The organism is Thermalbibacter longus, assembly GCF_023806485.1.
Lineage (GTDB): Bacteria > Chloroflexota > Chloroflexia > Thermomicrobiales > Thermomicrobiaceae > Thermalbibacter > Thermalbibacter longus.
This window is the reverse complement of sequence record NZ_JAMSLR010000004.1, coordinates 299,569-313,145: the sequence shown is the minus strand read 5'-3', so window position 1 is coordinate 313,145 and position 13,577 is coordinate 299,569. Positions and strand designations below refer to the sequence as shown.

General features: G+C 67.9%; 12 protein-coding genes. 6 read left to right on the top strand and 6 right to left on the bottom strand.

The genetic code is table 11. The features are described from left to right. Positions 1-21 precede the first annotated feature (21 nt). The 3 genes from ggt (at position 22) to NET02_RS08150 (ending at position 2,896) form a co-directional block, all read left to right on the top strand. Positions 22-1,653: a gamma-glutamyltransferase gene (gene ggt / locus NET02_RS08160; protein ID WP_284056897.1), complete on the top strand. Its 1,632-nt coding sequence runs from the start codon at positions 22-24 to the stop codon at positions 1,651-1,653. A 33-nt stretch (positions 1,654-1,686) separates the two neighbouring features. Then, a complete protein-coding gene (locus NET02_RS08155; protein ID WP_284056896.1) occupies positions 1,687-2,502 on the top strand; it encodes an SAM hydrolase/SAM-dependent halogenase family protein in 816 nt (271 codons plus the stop codon). Between the two features lie 133 nt (positions 2,503-2,635). Beyond that, positions 2,636-2,896 (top strand): hypothetical protein, encoded by a 261-nt coding sequence (locus NET02_RS08150; protein WP_284056895.1) that lies wholly within the window; start codon positions 2,636-2,638, stop codon positions 2,894-2,896. 191 nt (positions 2,897-3,087) lie between these two features. On the opposite strand, the gene NET02_RS08145 is transcribed toward NET02_RS08150, so the two are convergent. Together NET02_RS08145 and miaB are read right to left on the bottom strand one after the other, a co-directional pair. Next, entirely contained in the window at positions 3,088-3,987 is a 900-nt protein-coding gene (locus NET02_RS08145) for a tetratricopeptide repeat protein (protein ID WP_284056894.1), read from the bottom strand. A gap of 184 nt (positions 3,988-4,171) precedes the next feature. Next, the gene (gene miaB, locus NET02_RS08140) at positions 4,172-5,524 is read right to left on the bottom strand and encodes a tRNA (N6-isopentenyl adenosine(37)-C2)-methylthiotransferase MiaB (protein ID WP_284056893.1); all 1,353 of its coding nucleotides are present in this window, start codon (positions 5,522-5,524) and stop codon (positions 4,172-4,174) included. A gap of 469 nt (positions 5,525-5,993) precedes the next feature. Between miaB and NET02_RS08135 the strand changes: the two genes are divergently transcribed. Beyond that, a complete protein-coding gene (locus NET02_RS08135; protein WP_284056892.1) occupies positions 5,994-6,959 on the top strand; it encodes a hypothetical protein in 966 nt (321 codons plus the stop codon). A 45-nt stretch (positions 6,960-7,004) separates the two neighbouring features. Then, positions 7,005-7,859, top strand: coding sequence for a helix-turn-helix domain-containing protein (locus tag NET02_RS08130; protein ID WP_284056891.1), 855 nt, complete (start codon positions 7,005-7,007; stop codon positions 7,857-7,859). A 32-nt stretch (positions 7,860-7,891) separates the two neighbouring features. Here NET02_RS08130 and NET02_RS08125 read toward each other — a convergent pair whose 3' ends face one another. From NET02_RS08125 to hemW, 4 genes are all read right to left on the bottom strand, one after another. Then, positions 7,892-8,797, bottom strand: coding sequence for a diacylglycerol/lipid kinase family protein (locus tag NET02_RS08125; RefSeq protein WP_284056890.1), 906 nt, complete (start codon positions 8,795-8,797; stop codon positions 7,892-7,894). After that, positions 8,794-9,963, bottom strand: coding sequence for a baeRF10 domain-containing protein (locus tag NET02_RS08120; protein ID WP_284056889.1), 1,170 nt, complete (start codon positions 9,961-9,963; stop codon positions 8,794-8,796). Before NET02_RS08120 ends, NET02_RS08125 begins: the two co-directional genes overlap by 4 nt. Before the next feature lie 319 nt (positions 9,964-10,282). Further along, positions 10,283-11,398: a cation diffusion facilitator family transporter gene (locus tag NET02_RS08115; RefSeq protein WP_284056888.1), complete on the bottom strand. Its 1,116-nt coding sequence runs from the start codon at positions 11,396-11,398 to the stop codon at positions 10,283-10,285. Positions 11,399-11,415: 17 nt separating this feature from the next. Next, a complete protein-coding gene (gene hemW / locus NET02_RS08110; protein ID WP_284056887.1) occupies positions 11,416-12,606 on the bottom strand; it encodes a radical SAM family heme chaperone HemW in 1,191 nt (396 codons plus the stop codon). A gap of 139 nt (positions 12,607-12,745) precedes the next feature. Between hemW and NET02_RS08105 the strand changes: the two genes are divergently transcribed. After that, a complete protein-coding gene (locus tag NET02_RS08105) occupies positions 12,746-13,576 on the top strand; it encodes a CbbQ/NirQ/NorQ/GpvN family protein (protein ID WP_284056886.1) in 831 nt (276 codons plus the stop codon). Position 13,577 lies beyond the last annotated feature (1 nt).

Genomic DNA, 13,577 nt, shown 5'->3' with positions numbered 1-13,577 from the left:
GCCGGATCAGCGGGAGGAAACATGGCGAGCCGGCCAGTACGGATCTTCGCCGAGCAGGCAGGACGACCAGTGGTGATGGGACGGCGAGGCGCGGTTGCGTCCGGGCATCCACTCGCGTCGCTCGCCGGGCTGGAGATCCTGCAGCGAGGCGGAAGCGCGGTCGACGCGGCCGTCGCGGTCGCGGCGGCGCTCAACGTCGTAGAGCCACACATGTCCGGCCTGGGCGGAGACCTGTTCGCCCTCGTCTACGAAGGCGGGAGCGGACGAGTCTACGCGGTGAACGGTACCGGGCCAGCCCCGCGGGCGGCGACAATCGACCGCTTCGCCCAGGGAATCCCCGAGCGTGGCCCGCTCAGCGCCTCAGTGCCGGGCGCGCTCTCGGGCTGGATCGTCATGCTCGAGCGCTGGGGACGGCTCGACCTCGCGTCGGTGCTCGGCCCGGCGATCCGCCTAGCCTCCGGGGGCTTCCCGGTGAGCCACAACCTCTCGGCCTACCTCGAGGCGCATCAGCCGCTGCTCGCGGAGTTCGACACGAGCCGCCGCGTCTTTCTGCCCGGCGGTGCACCTCCGAGGCCAGGCCAGGTGCTGATCCAGCGGGATCTGGCCCGGACGTTCGAGCTGCTGGCACGAGATGGACACGACGCGTTCTACCGCGGGCCAGTCGGGCAGGAGATTGCTCGTGCCTGCACCGCTGCCGGCGGCCTGCTGGACGAGGACAGCCTCAACGCCTTCCGAGCCGAGGTGGTCGAGCCTCTGTCCATCTCCTACCGGGGCTACCAGGTGTTCGCCCCTCCCCCGAACTCGTCGGCACATGTGCTGCTCCAGGAACTGCTGATGTTCTCGTGCTTCGAGCCGGCGCGCTACCGGCCGCTCTCGGCCGAACTCATTCACCTGATGGTCGAGATCAAGAAGCTCGCCTTCGCCGACCGCGAGGCGTACAACGGCGACCCGCGCTTTTCCGGCCCGCTTCCAGATTTCCTGCTGAGCTCCGAGTACGCCCGCCAGCGCGTGCAACTGATCGATCCCGAGCGCGCCCGGGCGGAAGTCCCGGCTGGAGCCGAGCGGGAGGGCGACACGACCTACTTCGCGGTAGCGGACCGTGACGGCAACGTGGTCTCGGTCACCGCCAGCATCAACATGGCGTTCGGCTCCGGCTTCGTCGCTGGCTCCACCGGGGTGCTCCTCAACAACCGCATGACCTACTGGCATCTGGATCCAGGCCATCCGAACGCGCTCCAGCCAGGCAAGCGGGTGCGCCACACGATCAGCCCGGCGCTCATGCTGAGTGACACTCACGCGCTCGCGATCGGCACGCCGGGCAGCGACGGCCAGGTTCAGACGATCTTCCAGGTGCTGGTGCACGTGCTCGACTATGGCCTCGCGCTCCAGGCGGCTATCGAGCTGCCGCGCTGGCGCAGCTTCGCGCCTGGCCACGAGTCGAACTGGCCGCACGGCGAGCGCGACGAGCTACACGTCGAAGGTCGCATGCCGAACCAGACGATCGAGGGCTTGCAGGCGCGCGGTCACCGGGTCGTGCGGCTGGGCAAGTGGGGGCCGATCGGCTCCTGCCAGGCCGTAGCTGTAGACCTGGCCGGTTGCGTGTTCCAAGCCGCCGCCGACCCTCGATCGGACGCCTACGCGTTGGCGTGGTGAGCGAGCGGCCAGGCGGCCCGGGAGGACGAGACAATGGCTCGCCATCAACCCTGGCAACCGAGCGGGATCATCACCCTCCTCACCGATTTCGGGTTGCACGACAACTATGTCGGGCAGGTCAAAGGGGTGATCCTGAGCCTCGCGCCGCAGGCTCGGCTGGTCGACCTGACCCACGAGGTGCCGCCGCAAGACGTGCTCGAGGGAGCCTTCCAGCTCGCAACTGCCTGGGAAGCCTTCCCCCCGGGAACTGTCCACCTCGCCGTTGTGGATCCCGGCGTCGGAACCGAGCGCCGGCCGGTAGCCTGTCTCGCCGGCGGGCACTGCTTCGTTCTGCCGGATAACGGCCTGGGGACGCTAGTCTTCCAGCACCATCCCGTAGAGATCGCCGTGACGCTTGATCGCCCCGAGCACTTTCGCCATCCGGTCGCGCGCACTTTCCACGGCCGCGATCTCTTCGGGCCGGTAGCCGCCCGGCTGGCGCTGGGGCGACAGCCCGCGGAGGTTGGCAGCCTGATCGAGCCGGCTACCCTCGTCCAGCTCGACGTCGAGCCCGTGCGCCAGCTCGGCGACCGCACGACGGGTCCCGTCGTCTCCATCGACCGGTTCGGCAACTGCCGCACATTGATCCGGCCCGAGCACCTGCCGGCACCGCCCGAGCGCGTGCTCGTTCGCTGCGGCGCGCTCTCGATCCGGGGCATCGTGCGCGCGTTCGGCGATGTGCCCCCGGGCCGGACACTGGCGCTGTTCGGGAGTCACGGAGGGCTGGAGATCGCCGTACGCGAAGGCAACGCCGCGCGCGCCTGGGAGATCGCACGCGGCTCGCTGGTGGAGGTCTTGGCGCCGGATTGAGCCGCCGTCAGAGCTCCGAGCGTCCCGCCGCCAGTGGCATGTATACTGTGGCGCGGGGGTGAGCGTATCGGAGCGCCCGCCTTCCCGAGACGCTACCGGCACAACCAGGTAATGGCGAGGATACGCGCAGCCTATGGCACGACGCCAACAGCGACAGATGCCCCATCGCCGGCCACCTAAGCGCCGGACCGCGCCGTCGACCAACGCGCAGCCGAAGAGGACCGCTGCGGTCGCTCCACGCGCCGCCCAGCCGTCGAGCCAGGGAACCATCGCCTCGCCGTGGGGTCGCGTCGATGAGGAATACGCCATCATCCGCGCGGACCTCAGACGGCTTCTCCTGATTACCCTGCTCATCCTCTTGCTGCTGGTGGCGTTAACCGTCGTCCTGCGCTAAACGGCAAGGCTACCCTGCGCTGCCGAGATCCTGTCGCAATCGTGTGACCGGGCCATACGGTCGAGCTGGCGCTCGCCGTAGCCGTGCCCTTTCGCTGAACAGCGAACCGGCCCGAGCGCAGAGCGCGGGCCGGTGTCGGCAATCGCTGTCTCGGCTGGAGGGCAAACAGCCGCGGCTGCCGAGGATCCGGGTCAGCCCAACGGTGACTCCTCGTCGAGGTCGAGGTCGGAAATAATCGGCTCGTCGCCGGTGAGCAGATCCTCGGCGACCTCCTCGTCCTCTTCCTCGACCAGCTCTTCCTCTTCGGCCTCGGCGAGCGTCTCCGCCTCCACCTCTTCCTCTTCTTCCAGCAGCTCCTCCACTTCCTCTTCGCGCCCGAGCCACTCCGCCTCGCGGAGGTACGGTCGCGGAGCGGCGATCTTGGCCTGCCGCGGGAAGGACGGGCGGTTGAGCTGATCCGGGTGGCGGTAGACCTCGCGGAGAATGACCCGCAGGGTGTCGCCGGTCAGAGAGATCACATAGGCACGGTATTGATTCCCGAGCCCCATGAGCTCGATCAGCCGCAGGCTCAGCCAGCGCTCGAGCTGGCCCAGGCGTACGCCGCTCAGGTCGTACACCTGCACGGCGTCGTCCTCGACACGCAGTTCGAGTTCTTGGCCAGGAAAGAGCCGGGCGAGGAGGCCCGGAGCCGATGGGCGTACCAGGTCGGTAACGTAGGTCTTGCCGACCTCTTCGACGAACACGTCGGCACGCGGCCGAACCGCTGTCGCGCTGGGCGCCGCGCCGGCTTCGACCGGCTGCCCGCTCAGCCACTCCAGACGGTGGACGTTGCGCTGCGCGATCTGGTTGTTCGGGTCGAGCTCCAGCGCGCGCCCGTAGATCTCCTTCGCCTCGGCGATCTGGCCGAGTTCGGCCAGCGCCCGGCCCAGGCGATTATGCGCCGCTACGTCGCGCGGCGCGAGCTCCAAAATCCGCCGGTTCACCTCGGCGGCCTCGGCCCAGCGCCCTTCGAGCGCGAGCTGCTTCGCGGCGGCGGTGAGCCGCCGGACGAGCCGCCGTTCCTGATTGACCTGGCCTGGAATCGATGCCATCCGTGCTGTCTCCTCCTGAATGTCCTTCGTTACGTCGTCTTGCGCTCCCTTGCCCAGGGAATGGATCCCAACTCGTCATCGTTCTCGTCCAGCCAGGCGCCGTGACTTCGACATTGCCAGCGGTGGCTGAAGACTGCCCCGACCGCTGCACCGACTGGTTTCGGGTGAATGTAGACGCTCACGATCACAGTGGCGCCGCTGGCTGGCCGACCGGCTCGCCGAGGAGATACCACGGGCTCGCTTCCGTGATCCGCACGTCGACCAGCCGCCCCTTCCATTCCCCAGGGGAATCGAAGAACACGAGCGTATTCCCTCGCGTCCGACCGCGCCACCGGCCCTTCGCCATACCGTCGACCAGCACCTCGACCGTCGTCCCCAAGTAGCGCTGGTTCCGCTCGCGGCAGATCCGCTCCTGGAGCGTCTCGATCGCCCGATGGCGGCGCCACTTCTCCTGGCGCGGCACGTCGTCTTCCCACCGCGCCGACAGCGTCCCCGGTCGAGGCGAGTACATCGCCACGTGCACCTTGTCGAACTGGATCTCTTCGAGCAGCCGGTACGTCGCCTCGAACTGCTCGTCCGTCTCCCCCGGGAACCCGACGATGATATCCGTCGAGAGCGTCACGCCAGGGATCGTCTCACGGATCTTTTGGATCCGCTCCCGGTAGTACTCGACGGTGTACGTCCGCCGCATCCGGCGCAGAACTTCGTTGTCCCCTGCCTGCACAGGCAGGTTCACGTGCTCGCAGACCTTCGGCAAGTCAGCGATCGTCTGGATCAGCTTGTCGCTGAAGTATTTCGGATGCGAGGTCAAGAAGCGGATCCGTTCGATTCCCTCGACCTCGTGCACCGCGGCGAGCAGATCCGCGAGATCCGGCTGCCCCGGCAGATCGTGACCGTATGCGTTGACCGTCTGGCCGAGCAGGGTCACCTCCTTGACGCCGCGAGCCGCGAGCCGGCGCACCTCGGTGAGCACCTGTTCCATCGGGCGGCTTCGCTCGCGCCCGCGCCGGTACGGCACGATGCAGTACGAGCACACGAAGTTACAGCCGTAGATCACCGGAACGAACGCCGTTACGTCCGGGTCGGACTGCCCCTCGTCGTAGTAGTGGGGCAGCTCGGCCAGGTCGAAGTCGACTTCCCGCAGTTCGGGCGCAATTTCGACCAAACGCTCGAACTCGGACGGGCCGTAGAAAAGGTCGACGTACGGAAAGCGCTCCGCGAGCTTTGCCTGCTGCCCGGTGACCAGACATCCGGTAACAGCGATGCGAAGGCCCGGCTTGTACCGCTTCAGGCGTGCGAGGGAGCCGATATGGCCGACCGCCTTGTCCTCGGCCTGCTGCCGCACCACGCAAGTGTTGACGATGATGACGTCGGCTTCTTCCTCGACCTGGGTCGGCAGGTAGCCAGCCTGGCGCAAGAGGGCCGCGGCCTTCGCGGACTCGGCCTCGTTCATCTGGCAGCCGATCGTCCAGATGTGGAAGCGCTTGATGCCGATGTCTGGCTCCGCCACCGATTCGACCTGCGGTTGCACGAGCATGGACACTCCTGGCCCTCCGCGAACCCGGCGGATGACGTACAACGCAAAAGTATAGCCGATGACTCAGGGGCAAGCCGCAACCGATTGCTACCATGGTCGTTTGACAAGAATGGGGGATAGCGCCAGGGGGAGGGGAGGCCCGGGCTTGCACGATGGGGCAAGAGCCGTGGCCCGGGATGACGCGCCAGTTCACGTTGAACTGGCGCGTTATCTCGTTCTGCGGGGCGGGCCGACCGGGTGCTGACCCGCCCCGCCCGCCTGTGCTACCATAGCTCATCGATGGTGTTTTCCGGCTCCGAGGGCGAGAGGTCGCAACCTTCCGGGTCGGCTGGCCGCTCTTCGGAGTCACACCATGATGGGAGGGGAAGGCGTGTCGCAGCGCCGGTGTGGAACCTGCCGTTACTTCGAGGAAGGAGCGATCGCCGGCTCCGGCTGGTGCCGACACCCGCAGCGCAGAGATCTCCAGCACATGGTCCTGGTTCGAAAGAGCGAACTAGCCTGCCGAACCGGCTGGGACGAAGACTACTGGGAACCGAGAACCCCTGAACGCGAGCGACCTCACCTGTCGCTCGTCGCGGGTGAAGACACGCTGGCGACCGAGACACCGGCAGCACCGCTCACACGGCAAGAAGAGACAGTGAGCCCGCCACGACCGCTGGCAACGGCAGCCCAGGCGGCCCAGGAGACCAGGCAGCCAGGGACGCCGCCACGCCGGGACGTGGATCGGATGGAGCCCGCCCCACGGACAGCGAACAGCGGCACTGCTGCCGTGCCCACGGAGCCGGACGTCCTGCCTGCAGCGGAGGTCAAGCGCCCGAAGCCAGCCGTGCCAGCCACGCGCGGTGAGCACGCTCGCCCCCAGCGCGAGCGCCCGCGGGGGGCCAGCTACGCTGGCGAAAAGCCACGTGCGTCAAAGCCCACCGGAGTCGCGGCCACGGGCGTGCACGAGCCTCCAGCAGCGGTCGTGAAGGGGCCAGAAACCGCTATGGAAGCGCCAAGGCACGGCTGGCACCAGAGTGGCGAGACCGAGCCGTTTTACCTGCCTGAAGGGGCGGCGACCGCGCGGCAGGACGAGCCGCCCGGCGTGCCTGGAGACTGGGACGGAGCGAGCGAGGAGCCACCGGTGCAGATAACGGGGACGGGGCTGCCCTCGATCCCGCAGTGCTGCCGCACATGCCGCGACTACCGACCCATCGGCGATGGCAGCCAGGGTTGGTGTGGCAATCCCTACGCTTTCCCAGAGCGCACCCGGGTGTCTGCCGATGACCTCGCTTGCTACAGTTCCCTGGGGTCGTGGTGGCTGCCGAGCGACGACTGGTGGCTGCAGCAGGCGGATATCAGCCATCACGGAATGCCGACGCCCAACGTCGACGAGTACCTGCGGCAGTTGCAGGCCGAGCAGGAGGCCACCCGGCGCCGTCGGGTCGGCTCCTAGCCGATCTACCCGCTTCAGAGCCGGAGCAATCGGGCAGGGAGGGACATGGGGGAATTCGGAGAATTCCTGCAAAACGCCCGCGCCTACAAGGGGGTAACGCTCCGCGACGTGGAGCGCGCGACCCGGATCAATCGCCGGTATCTCGCGGCGCTCGAGCAGGAAAACTTCGACGAGCTGCCACCGCTCACGTATGCCAGGGGTATCGTCCGCACGTACGCGCAATACCTGGGTCTCGACCCGGTCAGCGTGCTGGCCATGTTCGAGAACGCGCACGGCCAGCGAAGCGGGGGGTTCCGGGTGGTCCCGGCGGTCAAACCGATCCAGGCTCCCACGCACTGGGCTCCCAACTTCGCTATCATCGCCTTCATGGTTGTCATGTCTGCCGTCGTCTTCGCCTGGCTCTACAGCGCCTACCTCGCCCCTCCGACCATGCCCGCCACCCCCCCGGTGACCCGGGTCGAGACCGAGACCCCGAGCTCGCTCGCCCTCGAGAGCCCCGTGCCTACGGCGAGCGCTCCGACTGTTGGGACACAAGTCGCGCCGGCCCCGGCCAGCACCCCGGCTGAGGCCCTGAGCACGCCCGTGCCCGGTCTCACACCCACCGGGGTAGCGCCGACCAGCACGCCGGAGCCTGCTCCTACTGCCACGCCAGCAAGCCAGGAGCACACCTTCGAGATCATCGCTATGGATCGGGTCTGGGTTCAGGCCACGGTCGACGGCCAGGTCGTCCTCTCCGAGATCCTCGCGGCAGGCGAGCGACGCTCCTTCAGGGGAACCCAACTTCACGTCGTCTCCGGCAACGCGCCGCTCGTCCGCGTGATCGTCGACGGAGTCGACCAGGGGTTGCTCGGCGCTCAGTGGGATGACGAGGCTACCTTCCCGCGAGAGAGCGGCCAGTAGCGCGTCCGGCCCAGGATGAGACACGCCAACGGTTAGTCCTCGCCCACGCCACGCGCGCCGGCCGGTACCACCACCGTGAGCGCCGCCGGACACATGGTGATCGAAAGATCGCCCTCGCCGAGGTAGTCGCCGTCGATCTCGACGGGAGCTGGAGGGCTCGTCCGGATCGCGACCGAGCGTCCCCTGAGCTGGCGGACGTGCCGCGAGCGATGTATCTGGCCGGCCAGCATCCAAAGGCCGATGGTCACCCAGTCGACGAAGCGGGCAGGCGAGTAGATGCAGACGTCGAGCAGGCCGTCGTCCGGGCTGATGTCCCGGCCTACCCGGAACCACGGGTGAACCAGGAACGAGCCGTTGGCCACCAGCACGGTGCGCGCGGTCACCTCGACAACCGTGCCATCGACCGAAACTTGCACGTGCCAGGGGCCGTCTTGGAGATGACGTAGCCCGGGAGGGATATACCCCACCCAGGCCAGGAACCGTTTCACCGTGGCTGGTGCGTCGCGCACGATCAGCGCGTCGACCCCCACCCCACCGAGAAAGAGCAGCGCCTGCTGCCCGGCGCAGCCGACGTCGAGGCGCCGCAGCCGGGTCGGCCCAGCCAAGGCGCGAGCCGCGGCGACCAGACTCGTAGGCATCCCCAGTAATCGGGCGATGTGATTCGTCGAACCTCCTGGCAAAACAGCCAGCCTGGCCTCAGTCCCGAGGATCCCGGTGGCGACACGGCTCACCGTCCCATCACCACCGACAGCGATCACCGTATCGGCCCGCCCGGTGGCCTCCCGAGCCGTACGGGCCAGTTCGCGCAGATCCCCGCACTCGAGCACGACCAGCGAGTAGCGCTCTCTGAGGATCGCTACCAGGCGATCGACCGATCCCGCGCGGAGCCGGCCCGCGCGAGGGTTCACGATCATGACCGCTGGCGAGCGCTCGCTCATGACCCAGGGGCTGGGGTGACCCGGAAACGAAGAATTGCGCCGATACCGCCGAGCTCAGCGAGCTGCTCCTGGAGCTCGCGCTCGGTCAAGAAGACCAGGTTAGCCTTCTGGCGGTAGGCGTTGGCGTACACGTTCGGCACGATATTCGCGTGCCTGCGAACCGGGCCACCGCAGTAGAGGCAGCGATCGGGCTGCTCAGCAGCCGGGGGCTGCACCGCGCCGCAGTGGAGGCACGACGAACCCGGTGCCTCGAGCCGATCGTCGACGATCAGGCTCAGCACATTGCCCATCTGCAGGGCCTCGACAACCTTCTCGAGGCCGGTTACCCCCATGTCGTTGCTCAGCGCCTCGTTGCGCAGGAGATCGAGGTAGCGCTGCTTCTCCTGGCGAAGCCACTCGCGGACGATCTTCGCCGCCTCCTCCCGCACCTGCTTGGCGGTCGCCTCCATTAACACGTAGAAGGTGCCGATATAGCGCTCGCGCAGGTAGGGGTGGAGGTAGTCGAGGAAGTCGCTCACCACCTCGTGGGGGCCGCCGAGGATCAGAAAGCGGAACGGCTCCTGTTCGAACAGGGCGAAGAGATCGGCCGCGAGGCGCTTGAAGTGCTGGTGGACGTGCTCTTCGATGTGCCGCTGGTAGCGCGCCTGCGACCAGCCGCCCTGCTCGTGCTGGCCGGGCACCTCCTGGTCGAGCCGAACCGCTCGCTCCCCGAACTCGCTCATATGCCCCATGAAGATCCGCGCCCGGTCGCGCGAGACCAGGCAGACGCAGAACGGCTCGCACAGCTCGAGCACCCGCACCAGAGGCGCGATGACCGGCCGGAAGTCGACCTCGACGTGGTTGCCGACCTCGCGGGGTGTCTCGTACACCTCCCAGAGGTTGGCAGCGGAGCTCGCGAAGAGCGCGACGCCCTGCCCGAACTCGTCGCCGTGGTCACGGAAGAAGACCCTGATGCGGTCGAGATCGGCTTCGACTGCCTCGAGCTGGGCGCGGCTCAGCTCGATCCCGGGATTATCCGAGACCTGCTTGAGCAGGTTCTTGAGCCGGATCGAGTAGTGATCATCGGTGATGTGCTCTCGATCGACTCGCAGGTACAGGCTGACGATCGGCCAGTCGGGACTGTGATAGCTGGCCAGGCGCTCGACTGCTTGTCGCGTGATGTGCACGTTGGCCTCCCGCTGCTCTCGTCGCCATCGATCGTCGGAAAGGAGCTAGAGCGACTCCTCGGGCCCGAAGATCCGCTCGACGATGTAGTTCGCCAACCAGGTCGCCGCCGCGGCAAGCACCAGGCTCAAGATGCCTCTGACCAGGTTACGCGCCATGCAGCTCGTCCTTTCCCTGTGCCCCTGAGCTCAGTCACGATCCATGTTCTTCTCGTTCGCGCGTCCAGTCTACCACGCCCATCCCGGCATACCACAGCGCACAAGGCCAGCCGGCCGTGCCTGGCTCCAACTCGATGCGCCCAGCACGGTGGCTGGGCGGTGGCTACCGTGTTCCTTGGTGGTGAGCGGTGATGTCGTGAGGGTCTCGGCCCCCGTGGCCACACGGGTCGACGTGGACGAAGACCGCGACCAGCCGTGGCTCGGCGTGGAGCAGCCGGTGACGCACCTCCTCGGCGATCCGGTGACTCTCCCGGGTCGGCAGGTCTTCGTCCACGGTGATGTGCAGCTCGGCGTGCAAGGTGTGACCGAGCCAGCGCACCCGCAGGTCGTGCACGTCGTGGACGCCGGGCGTGCCGGCAGCCGCCCGCTCCAGCCGGGCCCTGATCTCCGGCTCCACCGCGTCCATCAGCCGTCGGACGACCGAGACGGTCGTGTCCTTCAGGATGAAGAGGATAGCCACCGTGATACCGAGCCCGATCAAGGGATCTAGGATCGGGAACCCAGCCGCCGTGCCGATGACGCCTCCCAGCACCGCCAGGCTGGTCAGGCCATCGATCCGGGCATGCTGGCCGTCAGCGACCAGCGCCGCTGACTCGATCTGCTTCCCCACCCGGATGCGATAGCCGGCGACGGCCTCGTTCCCCAGGAAGCCGACGATCGCCGCAGCACCCACCCACCAGAGGTGAGTCATCGGCCGGGGATCCAGGAGCTTGCTGACCGACTCGTACCCGGCGATGACCGCGGAAGCCAGGATCACCAGCACGATGATCACTCCGGCGAGATCCTCAGCGCGGCCGTAGCCATAGGGGTACTGCGGCGTGGGCCGGCGCCGGCTCAGCGAGAAGGCGATCCACAGCGGGATCGAGGTCGCGGCGTCCCCGATGTTGTGCACGGTGTCGGCGAGCAACGCCGCCGAGCCCGAGAGCAGGGCGATGACGAGCTGGAACAACGCTGTCAGGCCGAGCCCAGCGATCGAGACCTTGAGGGCCCAGATGCCCCGCTCGCTCCCGGCCAGCGCCGGGTCGATGGCCGCGCCGACCTCGTGGCTGTGTCCCAAGTGGGCGAGCCAGTGCCGAACCCGGCCTATCACGCTTTCGTGTTCAGCACTGTGGTGCTCGTGCGGCCCGGCATGGGTGGACATGTCAGGACGGCTCGGCTCCGCGGCCATCTCCGGCTCTGTCTGATGCCGCTGGCCGTCCTGTCGCCGGTCCTCGCTCATGCTCCTGGCTCCCTGTCTCACCCGGCAGGCCAGCTGGTGACCGTCTCCGGCACGAACCACACTGCGATCTCGTTGACGAGCAGCCAGCGATCCCGGCTCACCCTCACTCGCTCGCCGTCCCACTCCAGAAGCCCGCGCTCGGCCAGCGCCCTCAACTCCTGCCCATAGACCTCCTCGAGCGTCCGGCCGTGCCGTGTTGCGAAGGCCTCGGCGGAGATTCCTTCCTCCAGCAGCCGGAGCCCCAGGATCATCGTCTCGGCCATCTCGGTCGGTGGATCGATCGTCTCCTCGAAGACGACCGGCAAGCGCCCCTCTCTTACCAGCTCGATGTAGCGGGCCGGCAGGCGCTCGTTGCTCGAGCGGGTATTCCCCAGGTAGGCGTGAGCGCCGGCGCCCAGACCGATGTACCGCCCGTTCTTCCAGTAGATCTGGTTGTGGCGCGAGGCCAGCGCGGGCCGCCGGGCCCAGTTGGAGACTTCATAATGCACCCAGCCGGCGGCTGCCAGCTTCGCTTCGGCCAGCTCGGCCATCTCGGCCACCAGGTCATCGTCCGGCACCGTGAGGATGCGACGTTCGACCGCCCGCTGCATCGGGGTGCCGGCTTCGAGCGTCAGAGCGTAGAGCGAGAGATGCTCCGGCTGCCAGGAGAGCGCAGTATCGAGGTCGCGCTCCCAGTCCTCCAATGTCTGCCCTGGCCAGCCGTAGATGAAGTCGAGGTTGACGTTGGTGAAGCCGGCCGAGCGGGCCGCGGCCAGCGCCTGCTCGGGCACGTGTGGTTTGTGGGCCCGGCCCAGCACCTTGAGCCCCCGCGCCTGGAGCGTCTGCACCCCGATGCTGAGCCGGTTGACGCCAGCCGCGCGGTAGCCAGCGAGGTTGTCCTCCCGTGCCGACTCCGGGTTGGCCTCCAGGTCGATCTCGCCGTCTGGCGCCACCGCGAAGCGCTCGCGCGCCGCCTGAACGAGCCGGGCCACGGACTCCGGAGGCAGTAGCGACGGTGTCCCGCCGCCGAAGTAGATCGTCGTCACGGCGACCGGGCCCAATCGCTCGCGCAGCAGATCCATCTCGCGCACCACCGCCTCGACGTAGTCGGGGATCAGGCGCTCCTGCCGGGCGTAGACGTTGAAGTCGCAGTACGGGCAGACGCGCGCGCAGAACGGGATGTGGATGTAGAGCCCTAGCGGCGCGTCGTGCGGGAGTGGCGCGCGCATGGCCGGTCTCGAGCCTCTTCCGTTGTCAGGGCAGCGCATGTCCTTCATCTCTCCAAGTATGCTTCAGGCATCCACCGCCGGGTCCTCGGCTAGAGCCGGGGGCGGCGGAGATGATCAGGGCGCGAGGGAGGACGTCGACGTGGAGTCTCCGGTCAATGCTCGCTGGACGGACGCTCAGGTCGCCGAGGTCAGCGAGGAGCCGTTCTACCTGCCGGTGCGCGATGAGGTGACCGTGTTCGAGGCGGCCTATGCGCGCCGGCTCCCGGTGATGCTGAAGGGGCCGACCGGGGCAGGCAAGACTCGCTTCCTGCGCTACATGGCCTGGCGGCTGGGTCGGCCACTGGTGACGGTCGCCTGCCACGACGACCTGACCGCCAGCGACCTGCTCGGCCGGTACCTCATCACGGGCGGTGAGACGGTCTGGATCGACGGGCCGCTGACCCACGCGGTGCGGATCGGGGCGATCTGTTACCTGGACGAGATCGTCGAGGCGCGCAAGGACACCACCGTCGTCATCCATCCGCTCACCGACGACCGCCGCCGACTGCGGCTTGAGAAGACCGGCGAGCTGCTGGTCGCCCCGCCCGAGTTCATGCTGGTCATCTCCTACAACCCCGGCTACCAGAGCCTGACCAAAAACCTCAAGCCGAGCACGCGCCAGCGCTTCGTCGCCATCGACTTCGACTTCCCCCCGCCCGACCTCGAGGTCGAGATCGTTGCCCACGAGAGCGGTGTCGACCGGGAGACAGCCCGACGACTGGTGCAGCTCGGCGGTCTGATCCGCAACTTGCGGGACGCCGGGCTCGACGAGCCGGCCAGCACCCGGCTGCTCGTCTACGCTGGCCTGCTGATCCACTCCGGCATCGCGCCTCGCCGCGCCTGCGAGCTGGCCATCGCCGCCCCGATCAGCGACGACCCGGCCGTGCGGGAGGCAGTGCTCGACCTGGTAGCGACCGTCTTCCCGGAGTGAG